The sequence below is a fragment of the Bradyrhizobium sp. Crot121 genome (genome assembly GCF_059512385.1).
The window spans coordinates 108,131-128,051 of sequence record NZ_JCAMOR010000017.1; the positions used below are offsets into that span (position 1 = coordinate 108,131).

At 63.9% G+C, this 19,921-nt stretch carries 24 protein-coding genes; 12 read left to right on the forward strand and 12 right to left on the reverse strand.

Features of this window, described 5'->3' with window-relative positions; genetic code table 11:
- Together gcvH and gcvP are read left to right on the forward strand one after the other, a co-directional pair.
- The gene (gene gcvH / locus AC5ZGW_RS17420; protein WP_028163506.1) at positions 1-366 is read left to right on the forward strand and encodes a glycine cleavage system protein GcvH; all 366 of its coding nucleotides are present in this window, start codon (positions 1-3) and stop codon (positions 364-366) included.
- 9 nt (positions 367-375) lie between these two features.
- Positions 376-3,249 carry an aminomethyl-transferring glycine dehydrogenase gene (gcvP, locus tag AC5ZGW_RS17425; protein ID WP_130228482.1) on the forward strand — a complete coding sequence of 958 codons (2,874 nt, stop codon included), beginning with the start codon at positions 376-378 and terminating at the stop codon, positions 3,247-3,249.
- Between the two features lie 154 nt (positions 3,250-3,403).
- Here the strand turns inward: gcvP and AC5ZGW_RS17430 are convergent, their stop codons facing one another.
- On the reverse strand, positions 3,404-4,384 hold the full coding sequence (locus AC5ZGW_RS17430; protein WP_130228481.1) for a hypothetical protein: 981 nt from the start codon (positions 4,382-4,384) through the stop codon (positions 3,404-3,406).
- 107 nt (positions 4,385-4,491) lie between these two features.
- Complete coding sequence (gene recA, locus AC5ZGW_RS17435; RefSeq protein ID WP_130228480.1) at positions 4,492-5,580, reverse strand: recombinase RecA; 1,089 nt, start codon at positions 5,578-5,580, stop codon at positions 4,492-4,494.
- A 259-nt stretch (positions 5,581-5,839) separates the two neighbouring features.
- Between recA and AC5ZGW_RS17440 the strand changes: the two genes are divergently transcribed.
- From AC5ZGW_RS17440 to AC5ZGW_RS17455, 4 genes are all read left to right on the forward strand, one after another.
- Positions 5,840-6,019 (forward strand): hypothetical protein, encoded by a 180-nt coding sequence (locus AC5ZGW_RS17440; RefSeq protein WP_130228479.1) that lies wholly within the window; start codon positions 5,840-5,842, stop codon positions 6,017-6,019.
- Positions 6,020-6,149: 130 nt separating this feature from the next.
- On the forward strand, positions 6,150-6,317 hold the full coding sequence (locus AC5ZGW_RS17445) for a hypothetical protein (RefSeq protein ID WP_165435424.1): 168 nt from the start codon (positions 6,150-6,152) through the stop codon (positions 6,315-6,317).
- Between the two features lie 820 nt (positions 6,318-7,137).
- Positions 7,138-7,347 carry a hypothetical protein gene (locus tag AC5ZGW_RS17450; RefSeq protein WP_130228478.1) on the forward strand — a complete coding sequence of 70 codons (210 nt, stop codon included), beginning with the start codon at positions 7,138-7,140 and terminating at the stop codon, positions 7,345-7,347.
- A gap of 111 nt (positions 7,348-7,458) precedes the next feature.
- A complete protein-coding gene (locus AC5ZGW_RS17455; RefSeq protein ID WP_130228477.1) occupies positions 7,459-7,692 on the forward strand; it encodes a DUF6894 family protein in 234 nt (77 codons plus the stop codon).
- Positions 7,693-7,719: 27 nt separating this feature from the next.
- Here AC5ZGW_RS17455 and AC5ZGW_RS17460 read toward each other — a convergent pair whose 3' ends face one another.
- Both AC5ZGW_RS17460 and AC5ZGW_RS17465 read right to left on the reverse strand, forming a co-directional pair.
- Positions 7,720-7,950, reverse strand: a complete 231-nt coding sequence (locus tag AC5ZGW_RS17460; protein WP_028163513.1) for a hypothetical protein — start codon at positions 7,948-7,950, stop codon at positions 7,720-7,722.
- An 80-nt stretch (positions 7,951-8,030) separates the two neighbouring features.
- The gene (locus tag AC5ZGW_RS17465; protein WP_130228476.1) at positions 8,031-8,309 is read right to left on the reverse strand and encodes a hypothetical protein; all 279 of its coding nucleotides are present in this window, start codon (positions 8,307-8,309) and stop codon (positions 8,031-8,033) included.
- A gap of 192 nt (positions 8,310-8,501) precedes the next feature.
- Between AC5ZGW_RS17465 and AC5ZGW_RS17470 the strand changes: the two genes are divergently transcribed.
- Positions 8,502-8,963 carry a PaaI family thioesterase gene (locus AC5ZGW_RS17470; protein ID WP_028163515.1) on the forward strand — a complete coding sequence of 154 codons (462 nt, stop codon included), beginning with the start codon at positions 8,502-8,504 and terminating at the stop codon, positions 8,961-8,963.
- A gap of 14 nt (positions 8,964-8,977) precedes the next feature.
- Here the strand turns inward: AC5ZGW_RS17470 and AC5ZGW_RS17475 are convergent, their stop codons facing one another.
- From AC5ZGW_RS17475 to AC5ZGW_RS17485, 3 genes are all read right to left on the reverse strand, one after another.
- A complete protein-coding gene (locus AC5ZGW_RS17475) occupies positions 8,978-10,993 on the reverse strand; it encodes a pyrroloquinoline quinone-dependent dehydrogenase (protein ID WP_130228475.1) in 2,016 nt (671 codons plus the stop codon).
- A gap of 67 nt (positions 10,994-11,060) precedes the next feature.
- Positions 11,061-12,521, reverse strand: coding sequence for a caspase family protein (locus AC5ZGW_RS17480; RefSeq protein WP_130228474.1), 1,461 nt, complete (start codon positions 12,519-12,521; stop codon positions 11,061-11,063).
- A 132-nt stretch (positions 12,522-12,653) separates the two neighbouring features.
- Entirely contained in the window at positions 12,654-12,887 is a 234-nt protein-coding gene (locus tag AC5ZGW_RS17485) for a hypothetical protein (protein WP_130228473.1), read from the reverse strand.
- A 146-nt stretch (positions 12,888-13,033) separates the two neighbouring features.
- On the opposite strand from AC5ZGW_RS17485, the gene AC5ZGW_RS17490 reads away from it, so the two are divergent.
- The 3 genes from AC5ZGW_RS17490 to AC5ZGW_RS17500 all read left to right on the forward strand — a co-directional run bounded on the left by AC5ZGW_RS17490 (position 13,034) and on the right by AC5ZGW_RS17500 (position 15,356).
- Positions 13,034-13,447: a hypothetical protein gene (locus AC5ZGW_RS17490; protein WP_130228472.1), complete on the forward strand. Its 414-nt coding sequence runs from the start codon at positions 13,034-13,036 to the stop codon at positions 13,445-13,447.
- Positions 13,448-13,594: 147 nt separating this feature from the next.
- The gene (locus AC5ZGW_RS17495) at positions 13,595-13,933 is read left to right on the forward strand and encodes a hypothetical protein (RefSeq protein ID WP_130228471.1); all 339 of its coding nucleotides are present in this window, start codon (positions 13,595-13,597) and stop codon (positions 13,931-13,933) included.
- 199 nt (positions 13,934-14,132) lie between these two features.
- A complete protein-coding gene (locus AC5ZGW_RS17500; RefSeq protein ID WP_130228470.1) occupies positions 14,133-15,356 on the forward strand; it encodes a GNAT family N-acetyltransferase in 1,224 nt (407 codons plus the stop codon).
- Between the two features lie 117 nt (positions 15,357-15,473).
- Here the strand turns inward: AC5ZGW_RS17500 and AC5ZGW_RS17505 are convergent, their stop codons facing one another.
- The 3 genes from AC5ZGW_RS17505 to AC5ZGW_RS17515 all read right to left on the reverse strand — a co-directional run bounded on the left by AC5ZGW_RS17505 (position 15,474) and on the right by AC5ZGW_RS17515 (position 17,790).
- Entirely contained in the window at positions 15,474-16,112 is a 639-nt protein-coding gene (locus AC5ZGW_RS17505) for an NIPSNAP family protein (protein WP_130228469.1), read from the reverse strand.
- 130 nt (positions 16,113-16,242) lie between these two features.
- Complete coding sequence (locus AC5ZGW_RS17510) at positions 16,243-16,908, reverse strand: DsbA family oxidoreductase (RefSeq protein ID WP_130228468.1); 666 nt, start codon at positions 16,906-16,908, stop codon at positions 16,243-16,245.
- A 60-nt stretch (positions 16,909-16,968) separates the two neighbouring features.
- Complete coding sequence (locus tag AC5ZGW_RS17515) at positions 16,969-17,790, reverse strand: helix-turn-helix domain-containing protein (protein ID WP_130228467.1); 822 nt, start codon at positions 17,788-17,790, stop codon at positions 16,969-16,971.
- A 127-nt stretch (positions 17,791-17,917) separates the two neighbouring features.
- Between AC5ZGW_RS17515 and AC5ZGW_RS17520 the strand changes: the two genes are divergently transcribed.
- Positions 17,918-18,139, forward strand: a complete 222-nt coding sequence (locus AC5ZGW_RS17520; protein WP_409334853.1) for a hypothetical protein — start codon at positions 17,918-17,920, stop codon at positions 18,137-18,139.
- Positions 18,140-18,232: 93 nt separating this feature from the next.
- Here the strand turns inward: AC5ZGW_RS17520 and AC5ZGW_RS17525 are convergent, their stop codons facing one another.
- Positions 18,233-18,691 (reverse strand): group III truncated hemoglobin, encoded by a 459-nt coding sequence (locus AC5ZGW_RS17525; RefSeq protein WP_130228466.1) that lies wholly within the window; start codon positions 18,689-18,691, stop codon positions 18,233-18,235.
- Positions 18,692-18,775: 84 nt separating this feature from the next.
- On the opposite strand from AC5ZGW_RS17525, the gene AC5ZGW_RS17530 reads away from it, so the two are divergent.
- Positions 18,776-19,210, forward strand: a complete 435-nt coding sequence (locus AC5ZGW_RS17530) for an RrF2 family transcriptional regulator (protein ID WP_130228465.1) — start codon at positions 18,776-18,778, stop codon at positions 19,208-19,210.
- On the opposite strand, the gene AC5ZGW_RS17535 is transcribed toward AC5ZGW_RS17530, so the two are convergent.
- Complete coding sequence (locus AC5ZGW_RS17535; RefSeq protein WP_130228464.1) at positions 19,201-19,863, reverse strand: SET domain-containing protein; 663 nt, start codon at positions 19,861-19,863, stop codon at positions 19,201-19,203. The genes AC5ZGW_RS17530 and AC5ZGW_RS17535 overlap by 10 nt on opposite strands.
- Between the last annotated feature and the right edge of the window lie 58 nt (positions 19,864-19,921).

Consider the following 19,921-nt stretch of genomic DNA (forward strand, 5'->3'; position numbering starts at 1 on the left):
ATGACGACGCTCTACACGTCCGACCACGAATGGCTCAGCATCGAGGGCGATGTCGCCACGATCGGGATCACCGATTACGCGCAGCAACAGCTCGGCGACGTCGTGTTCGTCGAGCTGCCGAAGGTCGGGCGCGCGCTAAAGAAGGCGGAAGCCGCCGCCGTCGTCGAATCCGTGAAAGCGGCCTCCGACGTGTACGCGCCGATCTCGGGCGAAGTGCTCGAGGTCAATGACGCGCTCGCCGCCGAGCCGGCGCTGGTCAATTCGGATGCCGCAGGCAAGGCCTGGTTCTTCAAGCTGAAGATCGCCGACAAGGGCGAACTCGGCGGCCTGATGGACGAAGCCGCCTACAAAGCCCACACCGCCTGAGAGGTTGCCATGAACGCGCCGTTCAAACCGACCAGTGAAGCCGCGGCCACCTTCGTGCGCCGCCACATCGGCCCCTCGCCGCGCGACGTCGACGCGATGCTGCAGACCGTCGGCGCCACCAGCCTTGCCGCGCTGATGGGCGAGACGCTGCCCTCCTCGATCCGGCAGAAGGCCCCGCTCGATCTCGGCCGTGCGCTGAGCGAGACCGAGGCGCTGGCCCACATGACCGAGCTGGCCGCGCAGAACCAGGTGTTCACCTCGCTGATCGGCCAAGGCTACTCCGGCACGATCCTGCCGGCGGTGATCCAGCGCAACATCCTGGAAAATCCGGCCTGGTACACGGCCTACACGCCCTATCAGCCCGAGATCAGCCAGGGCCGGCTGGAAGCGCTGTTCAACTTCCAGACCATGATCTGCGACCTCACCGGGCTCGACGTTGCCAACGCCTCGCTGCTCGACGAGGCAACCGCTGCGGCCGAAGCGATGGCCCTTGCCGAGCGACACTCGCAGGTCAAGGCGCAGGCATTCTTCGTCGACCACGAAGTCCATCCGCAGACGCTCGCGGTGCTGCGCACCCGCGCCGAGCCGCTGGGCTGGAGCCTGATCGTCGGCGATCCCCTCACCGATCTCGACAAGGCCGACGTGCTCGGCGCCCTCCTGCAGTATCCGGGCACATCAGGCGCGGTGCGCGACCTGCGGCCCGTGATCGCAGCGCTGCGTGCCAAGGGCGCGCTCGCGATCGTCGCCGCCGATCTTTTGGCACTGACGCTGCTGGCGTCGCCGGGCGAACTCGGCGCCGACATCGCGATCGGCTCGGCGCAGCGCTTCGGCGTGCCGATGGGCTATGGCGGCCCGCATGCCGCCTACATGGCGGTGCGCGATGCGTTGAAGCGCTCGCTGCCCGGCCGCATCGTCGGTCTGTCAGTGGATTCGCGCGGGATGCCTGCCTACCGGCTGGCGCTGCAGACCCGCGAGCAGCATATCCGCCGCGAGAAGGCGACCTCCAACATCTGCACCGCACAGGTGCTGCTCGCCGTTATCGCCTCGATGTACGCGGTCTATCACGGCCCCGAGGGCCTCACTCATATCGCGCGCAATGTGCATCGCCGCGCGTCCGTGCTGGCGGCGGGATTGCGCAAGCTCGGCTTTGCGCCGACGCGCGAGGCGTTCTTCGACACGCTGACCGTCGAGGTCGGCGCGAAGCAGAGCGAGATCGTCGCTCGCGCGCGCACGGAGAAGATCAATCTGCGGATCGGCGACAGTACGCTCGGCATCGCCGTTGACGAGACCACGACGCCCGAAATCATCGAGGCGGTGTGGCGCGCATTCGGCGGTACGCTTGCCTATGCCGGCATCGAGACGGGCGCGCGCGAGGCGCTGCCAACGGAATTGAAGCGCACCACCGCGTTCCTGACCCATCCCGTGTTCCACGCGCATCGCTCCGAGACCGAGCTGCTCCGCTACATGCGCAAGCTGAGCGATCGCGACCTCGCGCTCGATCGCGCGATGATCCCGCTCGGCTCCTGCACGATGAAGCTGAACGCGACCACGGAGATGGTGCCGCTGACCTGGCCGGCGTTCGGCAGCCTGCATCCGTTCGCGCCGGCAGATCAGGCCAAGGGCTATCAGGCGCTGTTTACGCGATTGGAAAAATGGCTGTGCGACATCACCGGCTATGCCGCGGTGTCGCTGCAGCCGAATTCCGGGGCGCAAGGCGAATATGCCGGCCTGCTCGCGATCCGCGGCTATCATGCCGCGCGCGGCGAGGCGCATCGTAAGATTTGCCTGATCCCCTCCTCCGCCCACGGCACCAATCCGGCATCCGCCGCGATGGCCGGCATGGACGTCGTGGTGGTCGCCTGCGATGCGCGCGGCGACGTCGATGTCAACGATCTCCGCGCCAAGGCGGAGAAGCATTCGGCGAATCTTGCGGCTGTGATGATCACCTATCCGTCGACGCATGGCGTGTTCGAGGAGCACATCAGCGAGATCTGCGATATCGTGCATGCCCATGGCGGACAGGTCTATCTCGACGGCGCCAATTTGAACGCGCAGGTCGGACTGTCGCGGCCCGGCGATTACGGTGCCGACGTCAGCCATCTCAACCTGCACAAGACGTTCTGCATCCCGCATGGCGGCGGCGGCCCCGGCATGGGCCCGATCGGCGTGCGGGCGCATCTGGCCCCTTATCTGCCCCGCCATCCCGCAACGGACGGCGGCACGCCGCACCCGGTCGGGCCGGTGTCGGCCGCGCCGTTTGGCTCAGCGTCGATCCTGACCATCTCCTACATCTACATCCTGATGATGGGCGGCGAAGGCCTGACGCGCGCCACCGAGATCGCGATCCTCAATGCCAACTACATCGCCGCGCGCCTGCAGGCGCATTTCCCGGTGCTGTACCGCAACGCCAAGGGCCGCGTCGCGCATGAATGCATCGTCGATCCGCGGCCGCTGAAGACCTCGGCGGGCGTCACCGTCGACGACATTGCAAAACGCCTGATCGATTACGGCTTCCACGCGCCGACCATGAGCTTCCCGGTGCCGGGCACGCTGATGATCGAGCCGACGGAATCGGAATCCAAGGCCGAGATCGATCGTTTTTGTGATGCCATGATCGCGATCCGCCAGGAGATCGCCGAGATCGAGAGCGGCCGCTTCAAGGTCGAAGCCTCACCGCTCCGGAACGCGCCGCACACCGTGCACGATATCGCCGACGACGAATGGAATCGCGCCTATAGCCGCACTGAGGGCTGCTTCCCCGACGGCGTCTCTCGATCAGACAAATATTGGAGCCCGGTTGGCCGCGTCGACAATGTCTACGGCGACCGCAACCTGGTGTGCTCCTGCCCGCCGGTGAGCGATTACGCGCAAGCTGCGGAATGAGGTGACCCCGTCATTCCGGGGCGCGCAAAAGCGGGCCCCCGGAATCTCGAAATTGCAGAATTGTAGGATGGGTAGAGCGCAGCGAAACCCATCGCGCCCGTGCGCTTGGCGGCAATGATGGGTTTCGCTGCGCTCTACCCATCCTACGGCCGTGTCACGGCGCGACGAGCCTCGGATTCCAGCGCCAGAGGTTATCGTTGGTCAAATGTGTGCCGCCCCACCAGCGGTCGATCGGGTTGTGGCGGCTGAAATCTTCCTTGTGGGCGACGACGGCCTTGCCAAACTTAGTGAGCGACAGCCGGCTACGCAGGAGCGCCGTATGCCGGTCCCGCAAGTTATCCCGTCTGATCGTCCGCAGCTCTTCGTCGAGTCCCGCGACCGCAGGGGTCGGGCCGAGCCCAAGCCCGTCAAGCAGGTAACCCCGCTCCCACTCGTTGAAGACGCGCGTTTGGCGAAGCTTCCTGAGGTGGAAAAGCGGGTTGATGTTCGCATAGCCCCTTGAGATCAGCTCCAGCATCCGCATTTCCGTAGCACCCAGCCCGGTGGAAGCCGAGGGAAGCTCTTCGAGCAGATCAATCAGAGTTCGCCTGAGCATCGGCAGCGCACTCAAATCCTTGCCCAGGAGGTGAAAGCAAGGTTCTGACGTCGGCGCCCTATACGCCTGCCAGCTCATGCTTCCCGTTTCAAGCATTGCCCCGGTAACATCGACTTTGCGAACGTGCTGCGCGGCCGGCCCCTCGTGGTCCATCATGATCAGATCGAAGTCGACAATGCGCAACTTCAACTTGGCTGCTGTTTCCGGGTAGGAACGAAAGAAATCAAGCAGCAAGATCAGCTTCAACTGATCATCGGGCTCTGGATCAAACCATAGTTCGATAGTCTTGTATGGCTTGCAGAAGTCGACCAAGGCGAGGTCCTTGCGAGCTTCGCTGTCGTTGCGAAACTCGCCGACGAAGTCCGACCAATGAGATCCCGGACCGTGTTGCTCCGAACGCGCGGCGACATAGGTGGCGAGATCGTCGGGAGACGGCAAGCGCCCCCATACAAGACGAGTGGTGAAAGGAATGACAGCTTCAGCGAGGTCCATGCGCATGAGGCCGTAGCCGGACGAACTGGTCAGGATCAGGCGCTTCATGGCCCCCTCGGCAATCGCGCAAAAAACAAAACGGGCGCCGAAGACGTCGGCAACTCAACGTCCTCAGCGCCCGCTTCCCGCGAAGAAATCGGATATTTCGAAAAAACTTACTCTTCCGCCGGCTCCTCGCCGTCGGCGTCACGCTCGGGGGTGCCCGCGAGGATCTGCTCGGCGATCAGGCCGGAGTTCTGCCGGATCGCAAGCTCGATCTTGCTGGTGATATCGGGGTTGGAGCGGAGGAACGCCTTGGAGTTCTCGCGGCCCTGACCGAGCCGCTGGCTGTCATAGGAGAACCAGGCGCCGGACTTCTCGACGATGCCGGCCTTGACGCCGAGGTCGAGGATTTCGCCCATCTTGGAGACGCCTTCGCCATACATGATGTCGAACTCGACCTGCTTGAACGGCGGCGCCAGCTTGTTCTTCACCACCTTCACGCGCGTGGTGTTGCCGACCACCTCGTCGCGCTCCTTGATCGCGCCGATGCGGCGGATGTCGAGGCGAACGGAAGCGTAGAACTTCAGCGCATTGCCGCCGGTGGTCGTCTCGGGCGAGCCGTACATCACGCCGATCTTCATGCGGATCTGGTTGATGAAGATCACCATGGTGTTGGACTTGTTGATGGAGGCGGTGAGCTTGCGCAGCGCCTGGCTCATCAGGCGCGCCTGCAGGCCGGGCAGCGCATCGCCCATCTCGCCTTCGAGCTCGGCCTTGGGCACCAGCGCCGCCACCGAATCGACCACCAGCACATCGACCGCGCCCGAACGCACCAGCGTGTCGCAAATCTCCAGCGCCTGCTCGCCGGTATCCGGCTGCGAGATCAGAAGCTCGTCGATATTGACGCCGAGCTTACGCGCATAGACCGGGTCGAGCGCGTGTTCGGCGTCGATGAAGGCACAGATGCCGCCCTTCTTCTGCGCTTCCGCCACCGTGTGCAGCGCCAGCGTGGTCTTGCCCGACGACTCCGGCCCGTAGATCTCGACGATACGTCCCTTCGGCAAGCCGCCGACGCCAAGCGCGATGTCGAGCCCAAGCGACCCCGACGATACCGTCTCGATATCCATCGAGCGGTCGCTCTTGCCGAGCTTCATCACCGAGCCCTTGCCGAACTGGCGCTCGATCTGGGACAGCGCAGCAGACAGAGCTTTGGATTTATCCATAGAGGATCCTTCGACAATACGCAGCGTAGTGGCGGACATTGGATGTGCTCCTTATGACGGGGATTCGCTAGCGGGACAAACGGGGCGCGATTAAGAAATCGATGGTTTATTGCGTTGGAAATTCTGTACCACCTTTGTTCCATGTTCGCAATATGTTCTTTTTGCCCCCAGCCACTTCGAACCAAACCTGCACCGTCCGAGTTGCCCGTCCATCATCGGCAGCGGATCCGCCCCGTAGGCGTCGGTGGCTGAGAGACCAATCGCGCTCCCGCCTGCATAAATCTGAGGGAGCCCGAAGATGATCGACTGGCGCACTCATATTTGCCGCCCTTCCCGGACACAGGACGATGTCATCGCTACACGGTCGCGCGAGATCGTCGCCCAGTCCTTCGAACTCCTCGAACAAAGTGCAAAGCCTGACACGTTCCTGGGACGTCAAACCTTTGAGCCGTTTCCGAGAGAGGGCGACAATCCGTAGTTCTCCGACCGAGAACGAAGTTCCTTTCGAGCTTAACGCAAGTTAGCGGGCATCCGGGTTTCCTTCCTTGCGAGGGAGCATCTCTTCCGTTCCGGAATTGTCTTTCAGACAGATCAGAACGGGAAATGCCATGAGGAACACGCTGCAAGACCCGCGCTACTGGCGAGAGCAAGCGGAGGAAACCCGTACCAAAGCAGAGTCGTTTGCGTACCGTAGCTCGCGCGAAAGGCTGCTTAAGATCGCCGAAGAATATGAGCGGCTGGCTGTCTACGCCGAGCAATGGCAGTTGCAGCAATAAGGCCGCCATCCCGTCGAGATGGTTGGGAAGAACTAGCAGTCGTGAACTCGACTGCGATCGATCAGGCGCTCGCGCAAAGCTCGTCGCGTGCCTTGCGAAGGTTCCTCGAACACGCGCTCCAGATCGACGCTTGCGCGCAATGGCTTGCTCGCTGGCATCCGATCGCCGCCAACGGCAAGCACTGGAGCGACAGCCCGCGCAGCCTGCAGTCCCATCGCCCAGCTACGATTGCTCCGCCCCGATGACAGCGATCGTCCGCGACTGAAACCCAATGTGGGCGAGCACTGGGTGTCCATGTACCGATCGAGCCCGCGCGGGCGCCGTAGTTCTCCGGACAAGAACAAAGTTCCATCAAAATGTTCGCGATTTGGTGCATCTGCCCGAGAACGCACGAGTTTTCGAACGGGCCTGCTTGACGGTATCCCTCCACACCTGACGGGATCGTAGAGTGCTTCCGGCTCCTCGGACGACAAGTTGCTCGTCGGTCCGGACGCGTCCGAGCTTGCCCAAGGGCCGCCGCGGCTACCACGTTTCGAGATGGTTCCGTCACGCATCGCATGACGCAGTTTGATCGACCGCGTCGGCAACGGCGTGTCCAAGCGGAACTGCCAAACCCTGGGAAAAATATGCAGCCGCTGGAACGGTCGAATTCGATCGATGTTAACCTGCGTTAAACTCGGGGACGGCGATTGAGGTTTGGGAATACCGGGACTGGCGATCGGATCGCGCAAGGCTGCGGCAACTGCCCTTCGGCAGACTGCAAGGTGGCGCAACATTCGTTCGGCCCGGAATACCGCCGGGTGTGCGCGGAGCCTAAAAGATGATCCATAAAGGCGTCGAATATACCGTCACACCGGCCACCCCCGGTGTGTGGAAGTGGCAGTTTCAGATCGGCGATACAATCAAGACCGGCAAGACCGAGGCGAAGCTTCAGTTGCTCGCGATCCGACGGGTTCAGTTACGCATCGACCGCGAGCTGAAGAAAGCCAGCCGCGAAGCGAGCAGCGCCGCAGGCTCATCATTGCGCTGACAGCACTCCCGTAAACAACCGGGATTGATCTTTCCCCCGTCAGGACCTCCACTGAGTTTTTACTCCCAGTGGGTTGCCGGTCGGCGGCCATTGATGCGCCGGTGCCATCTCATGCCGCTCTATTTCTTTCGCATCCGAACCGCCGACGGCACCGGCATCTGCAACGACGGTGCCGAGTTCGCTGATCGCGACGCTGCGTGGAAGGAGATGACGCGTGTCTGCGCCGACATGATCGGCGGCGTGTCGCGTCATCTTCAGGAAAATGCGGAGTGGCAGATAGAACTGCTGGACGAGGCCAAGAGCCTGGTCTTCCGGATCCGGCTGGTCGCGAAAACGCTGGAGTAGATCAACACGGTTTGGGAGTCTGGCTCGTCAATCGGCGCTGGCGAGACGACGCATCGTGAATTCGATCCGGTCGCCGGGCAATTCGCGCCAGCTTTCCACCGCGCTCATATAGGCGGCCTTCGGATACCGGTTGAGGAAGTCGCGCGCCTTCAACCGCGCCTCGTCGCGTGGCAGGGTAAAGGTCTCGCGCAGGAAGCCGTCGCCCCGCTTTCGCCGGGCGGCCATTCGGCTCGCGAGATCACGCGGACGCAAGGCCATGTCGCAATTCCAAACCAGGTGACGACAGGCCAAATATAGGGCGAGCGGAGACCGAATCCGAGTCTCCGCGCGGGCCGGCGCTACTGCTGCGCGCTGCCCGTCTTGGTCTTCGGCTTGGCCGGGGTAGCGGCTTTGGGGGCCTCGCTCCGCACATTACCCCACGGATCGGATGAGGTCTTGGCATCCGGAATCTTCTTCAGCGATTCCCTGTAGGCCTTGTCCCTGACCTGGTCCTGCTCGATCTCGTCCGGCGTCTTCGTCGGCCCGTCGGAAAGCAGATTGATATGGGGGGTCGATATTTGCGCGTAGGCCGGTGTTGCCAGCATCGCCACGACAGCGATGGCGCCCAGAATTCTCATGAAATGCTCCCTTGCTACTCCCCTGGGGATTGGCCTCGCGTATAGCATCGCCCAAGCCGCACCGCAAAGCAGGGCCTCGGGCGCGATCCGGCGCCAAAAGTCTGGCAATTTCAAGCCGGCCGCCCTGCTGTTCCCTTGCCCGAAATGCCCTCTAGAATACCGTCATCATCCAGGGAGAGGAACGAGCACCCCATGCAGCAGGAAGAGGTCACGGAATTCGGCATTGATGATGCGCGGCGGGTGCTGGCCGAGGTCTTCGCCCCCTGGGTGCTCGATCTCAATCTCTCGATCGAGGGCTTTGATGCTGCGCCGCCGCAGGAGGCCGGCGCCGATTGGCAGCCTGGCGCGCTCTTGCGCATGCCGTTCTCCGAACGGCTGTGCCGCAACGGCGGCGTCGTCTGCGGTCAGGCACTGATGGCGTTCGCGGACACCTCGATGGTGATTGCCAACCTCGCCGCCAACCGCAGCTATCGGCCGATGACCACCGTCGACCAGACCACGCATTTCATGCGCGCGGTCAGTGCCGCCGACGTGCTGGCGGACGCCCGCGTCGTCCGCCTCGGCCGCACCATGAGTTTCGGCCGCGTCACGCTGCTCTCCGCCACCGACAACAAGCCGGTGGCGATGGTGTCGAGCGCGTTTGCAATGCTGTGACCGCACAGCATTGCTTAGCGAGCATCGCTCCGGCGACGCCAGCGCCACGCCCCAGCCGCCATGAGCGCAACAACGAGCCCCGCCGAAATCGCACCGCCAAGGAAGCGTCCGCCCGGCCGGTCGATCGTGCGCGACCACAGCGATGGCGCTTCGCCCTGCCGCGGCAAACGGAAAGCCACTACGCTGTCGCCGATCGTGGTGCCCGCTTCCGAATGGCCGCCGGCGCTGATCACGACATATTGCTCGCCCCTCCACAGATAGGTCATGGGATTGGCAACGCCGGGCACCGGCAGCCGGCCCTGCCACAACTCCCGGCCGGTTTTGGCATCGAACGCGCGCAGATAAGCATCCATCGCGCCGGTGAAGACGAGCCCACCCGCGGTGACCACTACGCCATTCACCAGCGGCATGCCCCAGGGGCGTGCAATGCCGAGCGGCGCGCGATCCTCCGTCGTGCCGACCGTCGAACGCCAGAGAATCTTGCCGGCCCTCAGGTCAACCGCGACCATCTCGCCCCAGGGTGGCTTGTTGCACAGCAATCCGAGCGGCGACATCACCACTGCGCGCGACATCGCGAAAGGCGCGCCCTCCTGCCGGCCGAAATCATGGCCGGGCGGCGGATTGAAGCCAATCGCCTGCTCGCGCGGGATCAGCTTCACCAGATGCACGGCACGGCTGACATTGGCGTAGAGGATCTGATGGACCGGATCGAACGCGACGCCGCCCCAGTTCACGCCGCCGCCGGTGAATGGAAACAACAGCGTGCCTTGCGTCGATGGCGGCGTGTACAGGCCCTCGCTGCGCGCGCTTGCAAATTGCTCCTTGCAGGTGGAGCGGCCGAGCAGCGGAAACGGATCGAACGCGTCGTCGACCGAGATCTTCTGTGGCACCAGCGTCGGCACATGGGTCGGGAATGGCTGCGTCGGCGAAGGCCTCTCGCCCTCCGCCGTGCCTTGCGGCACCGCGCGCTCCTCGACCGGCCACACCGGCCTGCCGCTGTTACGGTCGAGCACGAAGAGGAAGCCTTGCTTGGTCGGCTGGATCACGACATCGCGCATCGCTTCGCTGACATCGATCCGCGCCAGCGTCGGCTGCGCCGGCAGGTCGTAGTCCCATAGATCGTGATGCACGGTCTGGAACGACCACACCAGTTCACCCGTCTCGATCCGCAGCGCGACGACCGAGTTGGCATGCTCGTTGTTGCCCGAACGCTTGCCGCCCCAGAAATCCGGGCTCGGCGACGTCGTCGGCAGGAACAGCAGGCCGCGCACTTCATCCACCGACATCGGCGCCCAGACATTGGCGTGGCCCGCCTCAATGCCGTCATGCCGCAGCGGATCGAAATTCCAGCGCGGTGCTCCGCTGCGCGCATCGAAGGCGCGCACCACGCCGCGCGGTGCGTCGACGCGGCGGTTGTCGCCGATCGCAGAGCCGACCACGATCACGCCGCGGCCAACCACCGGCGGCGAGGTCACCTGAAATTCGCCCGGCCATTCCAGCGTCATGCCGATATCGAGCCTGACCTCGCCGGCATTGCCGAAACCGGTGCAACGAATCCCGCTCTTGGCATCGAGTGCGATCAGACGGGCATCGTTGGTGCCCATGAATATCCGCGATCGGCAAACGGCCCCCGCAGGCGCATTGTCGTCGACCCAATAGGCGACGCCGCGGCAGACATAGCGGTTGGCGGGACGCTGGCGGGTGCTGATACCGGGATCGTAGCGCCACTTCTGCGCGCCGCTCCCGGGATCGAGCGCGATCACCTCGTTGAACGGCGAGCAGAACACCAGGCTGTCTTCGACGAACAGCGGCGTCGCCTGGAATTTCGTCCGCCGCATCACCTCTGGCGCGCGGCGGTCGAGATCGCCGGTCCGGAATTCCCAGGCGCGGATCAGGTTGGCGACATTGTCAGGCGTGATCTCTTTGAGCGGCGAGAAGCGCGATCCGCCGCGATCGCCACCCCAATGCTCCCATGCAAGGGCCGGCGTCGCGACACACAACACGGCAAGCAGGCGGACGAGATGGCGCATGGCGTCCCGCTGAAGATGCGGTCATGGACTGCTGCATCTTCCCCGGATGATTTACGCCATTACCTGGTCAGTATCCACTCCTGCGACCGCTCCAGCCATCGCCGCCGCGGCCGCCATAGCCACCATAGCCGCCGGGCCGGCCATAGCCACCGCCGACGCCGATCCCGATTCCGATCGAGACCGGCGGTCCGGCGGGTTCGTAGACGACGCGCGGCGGCGGACGGCGCACGACCACGACGTCCTCCTCCTCGACGAAGCGGCGCGGCGGCGTGCTGGCGCGCTTGGGCGGCGCCGGCTCGGCGCGCTTCCTGGCCGGCGTATCAACCCTCTTGATCGGCGCCGGTTGCGACGGCGCGTTGCAGGGACAGGTCAGCGCGGCGTTGGTCGCGGGCACGCTGACGGGCGCTGCGAGAGCCAGCGCCATGTTCGGGCGGTTGCGCTGCCGCTCCTCCAATTTGCGCGCGGTCGCGGTGAGATCGCTGTCCGGATATTGCGCGAGGAACGCGCGATAACCGGCCGCGGTGTTGATCAGGACGGCCTTGTTCCAGGCCACCATGCGGCGATGGCGATCGAGCCAATCACGCGCCTGCAGCCCGCGCGGCGTCGAGGCATAGAGCGCAGCAAAGGCTTCATAGGCCTCGTCGGTGCCGTCGGCGACGATGATCTCATTGGCCGTGTCGACCGGCTTGCCCTGCAAATCGCGCTTCCACTCCTCGACCGTGCGCTTGGCCGATGCGAGTTTCGGCGCGGCAGTGTTGGTGCCGGCGGCATCAGCTACGAAGCGGAAATCTTCGGTCAACGACGAACTGTCCCACGGCGTCTGCCGGCCAGCCGTCGCCTTGTTCACCGCGACACGAACGCGCTTGAGGGTCTCCTCGATCCGCGCCGGCTCTTTCGCTGCCGCGAGCAGCGCCGTCGTGTAGGGACTGTTGCTGCCGTCGCCGTCTTCGGCTTCCGCACCAGGCGAGGTCGAGAACGACACGAAGGTGCCGGGCGCGCCGGTCTTGGCGTCGACAATCGCAAGTCCCTGGCCGGCGCTCTTGAGCTGCGGGAATGGATTGTTGCGGCACGCATCGAGCAGAAGGATGCGCATCTTGCTCGGCACCGAATTCAGCGTGTTCAGGACATCATTGAGGCGCACCGCCTGGATCGGAATGTCGGCCTCGCGCTTCGGATCGACGTCGGTCGGAACGAGGAAATTCTCGCCATCGACCTGCAGGCCGTGTCCGGCATAGAACACCAGCGCCACCGTGTCGGCGCCCTTCGCCGCGACGTCGCCGGCGAATTCGCTGACTTTGGCCCGCAATTCATTCTGCGAGAGGTCGGACGCCGATAGCACCTGGAAGCCCGAATCGGTGAGAAGTTGCGTCATCGCCTTGGCGTCATTGGCCGGGTTGGGCAGCACCGGCACTGATTTGTAGGCGGATTGTCCGATCACCAGCGCTAGCCGGTTCTCGGCCAAAGCGGGACAGGCGCCGAGCAGCACGGCAGCGGAAACAAGCAGTCTGGCGAGCGAGCGGCGCGACATCGAACGATCTCCGGCAATGCGATGGCTTGCCGGATTGGTCGTGAGGTTTGACGGCAAGGTTCATGCGCCGGCTCACGTGTCGCACGACCCCATCGACATTGCCGCATTATTCGACGATGGATTGCCGTCAGATCACTTCGATTTCTTCGCAGGCTCCGTCGGCCGCGCCACGCCCCAGGGATCGTATTTCTCCTTGGGCTCGGGGATGCGTTCGAGCGCGGCCTTGTAAGCCTTCTCGTCGACCTTCGGCTTGCTGTCCTGCTTGCTTCCGGCCGCGTCGCCGCGATGCCGCTTGCCGCCCATCTGGGCATGGGCTGGCATCGCCATCAGCGCCAATACCGCCGCGGCGACCGTTAACTTGCGCATTGTTACTCTCTCCCTGCCACTCCGCCCCGGTATCTTCATACTGGAAAACGGCAGCATGGCGTGCCCCGGACCAATTCAGCAATAGTTGATCGATAGCGCGCCGTTCGGGGGCAGCCAAGTTTATTCGCGCAGGGTAAGTACCTCGAATGGGGTGGGACAACGCTCGCATTACATTGCTGTTAGGTTTGGCGGCTACGCTGGCCGGTTGCGGCTTCGTGGATAGCCGCTCGCCGCTGCCAATGCCGGCGTTCTTGCGCGCCAGGGAGGCCGAGCCGCCGCCGCTTGAAGCGCCGCCCGATATCAAGCGGCTAGTCAGCGAAAAACTGGACTCGGTGTTCGTATCGACGTCGCGTCCCGCCAATGTTCGTGTCTCGCAGCCGCTGCACGATCTGCGCGGACTGGGATGGACCGCCTGCGTGCGCGCTGAACTGACATCGGTGATGGGCCAGCCCTTGGGCACGCAGACCTATCGCGTCTTCATCAATGAAGGCGCCATCGCCGACCGCCGCCGGATCGACAGCGACGATACTTGCGCGACGGAGAATTACGAGCCGATCTGATCTCTGTTCGCCGACGACTGAATTGTTCCACCTCGGTACAAGCGCGCGCGCAACGGAACCGATCGCGCCAAGCCAGTTCCTTCGGAACGAAACCCTCCGCGCAGCTTTGTCAGCCGAGAGGGCAGTATCTTATGCGGAGGCGGAACCATGAAGACATTTGCAATCGCTTTGCTGGCCGGCGTCGGCGCGTTGTCTGTCGGCAGCGCTGCCAAGGCCACCGACATCTATAGCACCACGGACTACAGCAACCCTGAACTCGTGCAGCATGTGCGCATGGTGTGTGACGATGACGGGAACTGCTATCGCACCCGCGGCGGCAGGCGCGTGATCGTCCGCGATTCCTACAACTACATGCCGCGCGAGCGTTACATCGAGCGCCGCGAATATCGCGACCGCGATTACTACGATGGCGGCCCGCGCGCGGGTGTCGGCATTCGAACGCCCGGCGGGACCGTGGGTATCGGCGTCGGTGACGATCGCTGGTAGGCACTGAACAAGACAAAAGGGGCCGCCGAACGCATTTCGGCGGCCCCTTTTTGGTGAACGATCCGTTAACAGTACCGCTTAAATTGCAGCGCCGAACCAACCGTATTTTGCATTTCTTCCGCTAGCTTTCCGGTAAGCGCGATCACGAGGGGCGACGTTGACAGTCCCTCCATCGCTCACGCACGGGGAAGCGGGGAAAGTGGCCGAGATCGCCGACAAAGCGGTTATTGATCGCGCATCGACCGACGATGCCATGCCTGCGCATGCGCCGGCGAGCGGCAGTCCCGCGCTCGCGCCGCTTGCCGATATTCCCATGAGCCAATGGCGCGCGCTCGCCGAGCACGTGGCCGAGCCGAATGCCTACTACCTGCCGGATTGGGTCTTGGCGGTGAGCGCCTCCGCTCGCGGCCGCACAGGCGCGCTCGCGCTCAGCGCCTTCAGCGATGCTCCGCTCGCCTATGACGGACCGGCGCGGATGACCGGGCTGTTGCCGGTCGTCTCGCTGTGGCGCGCTTATAAAATCCCCCTGCCCGCGCTGGTGAGCGCACAGCCCTATGGCACGCTGTGCACGCCGCCGCTCGATGGCGACGTCACTGAGGCAGCAGCGGAGCGGCTGATGCAGGAAGCGCGCAAGGCTGGTGCGCATGCGCTGATCCTGCGTGACATGTCGCTGGACGGCAAAGCGATGCGGGCCTTCACCGAAGTGCTGCGGCTGAACGGCATGCGTCCGCGCCTGATGCAGTCATGCCTTCGCGCCTGCCTCGACGCGACGCGCAATGCGGACGAACTGCTGCTCGAAGCACTCGGAACCAAGAAGCTGAAGGAGCTGCGCCGGCTACGTCATCGTCTCAACGAACACGGCGCGGTGCATTTCGAGGTGGCGCGCTCGCCCGATGACGTCGCAGCCGCGCTCGAAACCTTCCTCATCCTCGAAGCCAGCGGCTGGAAAGGCAAGCGCGGCACCGCGCTCGTCCAGCACGATGGCGACGCCACCTTCATCCGCCGCGGCACGGTGGCGCTTGCCGAAACCGGCCAATGCGAGATCGTAACGCTCCGCGCCGCCGACACCGCGGTCGCAGCCGCGATCGTGCTGCGGCACCAGGAGCGCGCGTTCTATTTCAAGCTCGGCGTCGACGAGCGCTTTGCCAAATATTCGCCGGGCGTGCAGTTGACGCTCGATCTCACCCGCCATCTCTGTGGCGATCCGGCGATCCGCTCGGCGGATTCAACCGCGGCGCCCGACCATCCCATGATCAACCCGATCTGGCGCGGGCGCCTTGCCATCGGCGACGTCCTGATCCCGCTGCGGCGACACGATCCGCTCGTGCCAATGATCCATACCGCCCTGGCTGTGCACCGTTTTGCGGAGGAAGCCGCACGTAGCGGTGTTCGGTTCATCAGAAATCGCGGCAAGTCCCATTAGCAATCGTAGCCCGGGTGAAGCGCAGCGTAACCCGGGGCCGCTCGCCCTGGTGAAGCAGCCGTCCCGGGTTGCGCTGCGCTCCACCCGGGCTACGGGTCACGGCATTCGTCCCGCAACTCATTGCAACGGCGAGTGTGGCGCGGGCAGCATGATGGTCGAGTGCATCTCGTCGAGCAGCGGGCCGCCTTTGGCGAGGAATTCCTGCCATGCCGGATCTTTCAAGGCGTTTGCGCGGGCTTCAACGCGGGCGTTGAGGCTGGGGTAAGCCCAGATGTGGCAGACTTCGTTCGGCTGGCCTGCCTCGGTCTGCCAGAGGCCGACGATCTTGGAGTATTTCTCGCGCGCCGGCAGCGCCTCCATGAGCGCTTCGAGCCATAGTTTGATCGCGCCGCCCGGCCTGGCGCGATAGTTGCGGAATTCATAGATGTTGCCCGTCGATGCCGGAGCAACCGGTGGCTTCACCGCGTTGAGCAGGCGGATATCCTGACGCTGCAGCAGCGGGCGGATCAGCGGAACATACTCGCCGGTCCAGCGCGGATTTTTGGCGAGTCGGCCGCGCAGCCTGCTCCGCTCGTCAAAATCCTTATAGCTCCACAGGTGCATGACCTGATTGAGTGGACCGATCTCGGTCGTCCAATAGCCTTCGAGCTTGCCGTAGTCATCCTTGCGGATGTCGCGCGACACGGTGCTCGCTGCTTTCACCACCTCGCCGAGGGTCCCGGGCTTCACCGTGTAGGTCCGGAGCTCATAGAGCATGACGTTCTCCCAATTTTCTTTTGATGTTTTTTGGTTCGTAGCCCGGGTGAAGCGCAGCGTAACCCGGGACTCTCGAAGACGCTGATGCAGGTGTCCCGGGTTGCGCTACGCTCCACCCGGGCTACGGGCGCTACTCCGCCGCCTCGGCGTTGATCTCGGCCGATACCTGGCGGATGGCGCGGGCGAGTTGCTCCGCCGGCTGCGCGCCGGAAACCGCGTATTTCTGTGCGAACACGAAGGTCGGCACGCCGGAGATGCCCTTGTCGGACGCCTCCTGTGCCTGCGACGAGATCAGCGCGACATCTTCGTCGGTTGCGAGGCGCCTGCGCACGTCATCGGCATCGAGCCCGACATCCGCCGCTGCCTGCACCAGCACGTCGATGTCGGTGAGGTCGCCCCCGTCGCGGAAGTAAAGCTCCATCAGCCGCTGCTTCATCTCGGCGGCCTTGCCCTTGGCCTCCGCCCAATGGATCAGCCGATGGCAATCGATGGTGTTGGGCTGGCGCTTGACGAGATCCGGGTGATAGGTCAGCCCCTCCTCGCCCGCGGCGGTGACGATACGCCCGGCGATGCCCTTGTAGGCCTCGACCGAGCCGAACTTCGCGGTGAGATATTCGTCGCGGCTGATGCCCTCGCGCGGCACCCAGGCGTTGAGGAAGAACGGGCGCCAGCGCACTTCAACCGGCACATCCGGCACCAGCTTGAGTGCATTCTCGATCCGCCGCTTGCCGATATAGCACCAGGGGCAGACGACGTCGGAAACGATGTCGAGGCGAAGCGGCTTCAGGGTGCTCATCGGGCGTTCCTCCGCTGGAAAGACGCAGAGATAAGCCGCGAAGGGAACCCCGACAACCCGCTATTTCATGGCGTCAGCCATCTGCTTCAGCCGCTCGGCGGTCAGATCGTCGGCGGGAAAGAAGGTTTCCAATGCCAGTTCCGACAGCGTGATATCGACCGGCGTGCCGAATACCATGGTGGTGGAGAAGAAGCTCAACACCCCGCCATCGTGGCGCAGCTTGAGCGGGATCGCGACATTGTCCGGCGGCAGCGGCCCTGAGCGTGCCGGGATCGGATAGCTCTTCAGGTCCTGATAAAGCCTCAGCAATTCCGGATCGGCCGTCGCCTCGCATTGCCGGTGCAATCGCTCCAGGAGGTGTCCGGTCCATTCGGCGAGATTGACCGTGCGTGCCGCCAGCCCTTCGGGATGAAAGGCAAGCCGGAGGATGTTGAAGGGCTGGCCGAGCAGCCGCTGCGGAATGCCCTCGAGCAGCGGCGCCACCATGCGGTTGGCGGTGACCAGATTCCAGTGGCGGTCATAGGCCAGCGCGGGGTTCGGCTCATGCGCCTTCAACACCAGATCGATCGCCTGCCGCGCGGATTTCAGCGCGGGATCGTCGAGCGAGCGCTGCGGGAAGGCCGGCGCGAAACCGGCCGCGACCAAGAGCACGTTGCGTTCACGCAAGGGCACCTCCAGCCGTTCGGCCAGCTTCAGCACCATCTCGCGCGACGGCGCGGCGCGGCCGGTTTCCACGAAACTCAAATGGCGCGCCGAAATATCCGCCTCGATGGCGAGATCGAGCTGGCTGAGATGACGGCGCTGCCGCCATTCGCGCAAGTGCTCGCCGACATGGATCGGCCTGGTTGGTTCGGCCCGCGCCGTGGATGCATGTGCGTTCATGGAACGAAAACTACCACGCGGCCTTCGGCCATTCCATTACGTCCGAGGTAATCGAAAGCTCCTACGTGCGAGGTAATCGAAAAGGCGCGCGGACCGGATCATCTTCGAAGGGCACGAGGAGATGACCATGAGACCCGACCCGAGCCCCTTCCCGTCCGCCGCCGACATCATTGCATGGCTGCTCAATCTGGCGACATCGCTGATCGCGCGTTCGCTGCAGCTACCGGAACCGCTGGTCTACTCGACCGGCGTCTACGTCGTCGCGCAGGTGCAGGCCGCCGAGACCAGGGCGGCGAAGCGGCTCTGTCCATTGCGCCTCATGCGTCAGCTCCGCCGGTTATTTCGCTGAATCATCAACCAGGCTGCAAGCTTTCACCAACCGGCTCCAAAAAGAACGGCCGCCCTAAGGGTTCACAGCGTCCGCTCTCTCTGGCGTTAGAGCTCAGGCGCTAGCGTCTTCGCCGCGCCGAAACCGCTCGCCCTTGCCGAGCATCACGCCCTGCGCGCCAGCGATGCCGAGTTCGAGGCTGGCAGCGATCCGCTGCGCGCGCTCGATGAAATGCGCGGCCGCCTCCGGCGGACAGAGTTCGCGGGCGGTCTGTTCGAACAATTCGAGCCAGCGGTCGAAATGATCGCCGTCGACCGGCAGCGGCAGGTGTTTTGCCATCGGCGTGCCGTGATAGCGGCCGGTCATCAGCGCGACCGACGACCAGAATGCGCACATTTGCGACAGATGCGGCCCCCAATCCCGGATGCGTGCTTCGAACACCGGCCCGAGCACCGCATCGGCACGAACCTTGTCATAGAAGCCGTGCACGAGGCGCTCGATCATGGCCTCGGTGATGCCGGTCCTGGCGACGATGTCGGCCGTGATCTGCTCGCGCCGCTCTGCCCCTGTCATGCCAGCTCTCCTCAAATAGGTATTTTAAATACCCATTTAGGATAGTATGGCAGGTTCGCAAAACCGGATTTTTGCGGGGCTCCCATGCGCCTCACTCTGTTCACCGATTTCGCCCTGCGCGCCCTGATGCGGCTCGCGGGCGAGCCGACGCGCTCGTTTGCGACCACCGAGATCGCGGCCGAATTCGGCATTTCGCGCAATCACCTCGCCAAGATCGTGCGGAACCTTGCGGACAGCGGCTTCATCACCACCCAGCGCGGGGCTGGCGGCGGTTTTGCGCTGGCACGGCCGCCGCAGGCGATCACGCTCGGCGAGGTCGTGCGCGCGCTGGAGAACGACCAGGCGCTGGTCGAATGTTTTCGTGAGGATGGCGGCGCCTGCGTGCTGACGCCGCGCTGCCGCCTGAAGGGACGACTGGCGGCCGCGCGCGAAGCCTTCTTGCGCGAGCTGGATGCGACGACGCTCGCCGAATGCGCCTATCCGGCGCGGCCAAAAGTGGTCAAGTCAGTTCAGGCGTGAAGGGACGTCGCCGAGCTCTTGCGTTTTCCGGCGACCACCTTCTTGCCGGCAGGCTTGGGGCGGCCAGAGCCGTTCAGATACTTGCCGTTGGCCTTGCCGTTCTTCTTTTTCGCCTTCTCTTTGGCCTTGTCTTGGGCTTTGGCCTTTTCCTTGGCGACCTTCTCGGCCTTGCGTTTCGCCTTGCGCTCGGCCTTCTCCTTCAGCCTAAGCCGTTCCGCCCGCGCCTCGGCGCGCTTCTTCTTGCGCTTCTTCTCGCAGGAATCGCACTTGCAGCCGATCGGCTTCAAATAGGCTTTGAAATAATCGGTGCCGTAGTCGTAGTTGATCTCCTCGCCCGGCTCGATGTTCTTGACGGCGCGGATATAGATCTTGCGCTTGCGCGGCTTGACGTCGGATTCCGAGTTCGGCTTGCAGGAATGGTTGATATAGCGGGCGACGTTCTCGCGGATCGAGCCGTCGATGGTCCAGCGGTTGGTGAGCTCGAACAGATATTTGTTCTCGATCTCGTCCTCTTCCTTCTTCTTGGAATCCAGGAGCGGCCCGAAATAGCGGATGATCCTGCTACCCTTCTTGATCGGCTTGGTGGCGAAAAGGCCGAGTCCGGTGCGGGAACGGCCGACGCGATAGGGTTTATTGGGCGATATCGAGGGCATGGTAATGTTGATTGAACGGACGCTTCGCACGAGCGACGGCTGTGCGGAGCCGCTCTTC

Bases quoted from the DNA above. Each gene is read 5' to 3' on its own strand.
- gcvH (WP_028163506.1), top strand. From the start codon at position 1: ATGACGACGCTCTACACGTCCGACCACGAATGGCTCAGCATCGAGGGC.
- gcvP (WP_130228482.1), top strand. From the start codon at position 376: ATGAACGCGCCGTTCAAACCGACCAGTGAAGCCGCGGCCACCTTCGTG.
- AC5ZGW_RS17430 (WP_130228481.1), bottom strand. From the start codon at position 4,384: ATGAAGCGCCTGATCCTGACCAGTTCGTCCGGCTACGGCCTCATGCGC.
- recA (WP_130228480.1), bottom strand. From the start codon at position 5,580: ATGTCCGCCACTACGCTGCGTATTGTCGAAGGATCCTCTATGGATAAA.
- AC5ZGW_RS17440 (WP_130228479.1), top strand. From the start codon at position 5,840: ATGATCGACTGGCGCACTCATATTTGCCGCCCTTCCCGGACACAGGAC.
- AC5ZGW_RS17445 (WP_165435424.1), top strand. From the start codon at position 6,150: ATGAGGAACACGCTGCAAGACCCGCGCTACTGGCGAGAGCAAGCGGAG.
- AC5ZGW_RS17450 (WP_130228478.1), top strand. From the start codon at position 7,138: ATGATCCATAAAGGCGTCGAATATACCGTCACACCGGCCACCCCCGGT.
- AC5ZGW_RS17455 (WP_130228477.1), top strand. From the start codon at position 7,459: ATGCCGCTCTATTTCTTTCGCATCCGAACCGCCGACGGCACCGGCATC.
- AC5ZGW_RS17460 (WP_028163513.1), bottom strand. From the start codon at position 7,950: ATGGCCTTGCGTCCGCGTGATCTCGCGAGCCGAATGGCCGCCCGGCGA.
- AC5ZGW_RS17465 (WP_130228476.1), bottom strand. From the start codon at position 8,309: ATGAGAATTCTGGGCGCCATCGCTGTCGTGGCGATGCTGGCAACACCG.
- AC5ZGW_RS17470 (WP_028163515.1), top strand. From the start codon at position 8,502: ATGCAGCAGGAAGAGGTCACGGAATTCGGCATTGATGATGCGCGGCGG.
- AC5ZGW_RS17475 (WP_130228475.1), bottom strand. From the start codon at position 10,993: ATGCGCCATCTCGTCCGCCTGCTTGCCGTGTTGTGTGTCGCGACGCCG.
- AC5ZGW_RS17480 (WP_130228474.1), bottom strand. From the start codon at position 12,521: ATGTCGCGCCGCTCGCTCGCCAGACTGCTTGTTTCCGCTGCCGTGCTG.
- AC5ZGW_RS17485 (WP_130228473.1), bottom strand. From the start codon at position 12,887: ATGCGCAAGTTAACGGTCGCCGCGGCGGTATTGGCGCTGATGGCGATG.
- AC5ZGW_RS17490 (WP_130228472.1), top strand. From the start codon at position 13,034: ATGGGGTGGGACAACGCTCGCATTACATTGCTGTTAGGTTTGGCGGCT.
- AC5ZGW_RS17495 (WP_130228471.1), top strand. From the start codon at position 13,595: ATGAAGACATTTGCAATCGCTTTGCTGGCCGGCGTCGGCGCGTTGTCT.
- AC5ZGW_RS17505 (WP_130228469.1), bottom strand. From the start codon at position 16,112: ATGCTCTATGAGCTCCGGACCTACACGGTGAAGCCCGGGACCCTCGGC.
- AC5ZGW_RS17510 (WP_130228468.1), bottom strand. From the start codon at position 16,908: ATGAGCACCCTGAAGCCGCTTCGCCTCGACATCGTTTCCGACGTCGTC.
- AC5ZGW_RS17515 (WP_130228467.1), bottom strand. From the start codon at position 17,790: ATGAACGCACATGCATCCACGGCGCGGGCCGAACCAACCAGGCCGATC.
- AC5ZGW_RS17520 (WP_409334853.1), top strand. From the start codon at position 17,918: ATGAGACCCGACCCGAGCCCCTTCCCGTCCGCCGCCGACATCATTGCA.
- AC5ZGW_RS17525 (WP_130228466.1), bottom strand. From the start codon at position 18,691: ATGACAGGGGCAGAGCGGCGCGAGCAGATCACGGCCGACATCGTCGCC.
- AC5ZGW_RS17530 (WP_130228465.1), top strand. From the start codon at position 18,776: ATGCGCCTCACTCTGTTCACCGATTTCGCCCTGCGCGCCCTGATGCGG.
- AC5ZGW_RS17535 (WP_130228464.1), bottom strand. From the start codon at position 19,863: ATGCCCTCGATATCGCCCAATAAACCCTATCGCGTCGGCCGTTCCCGC.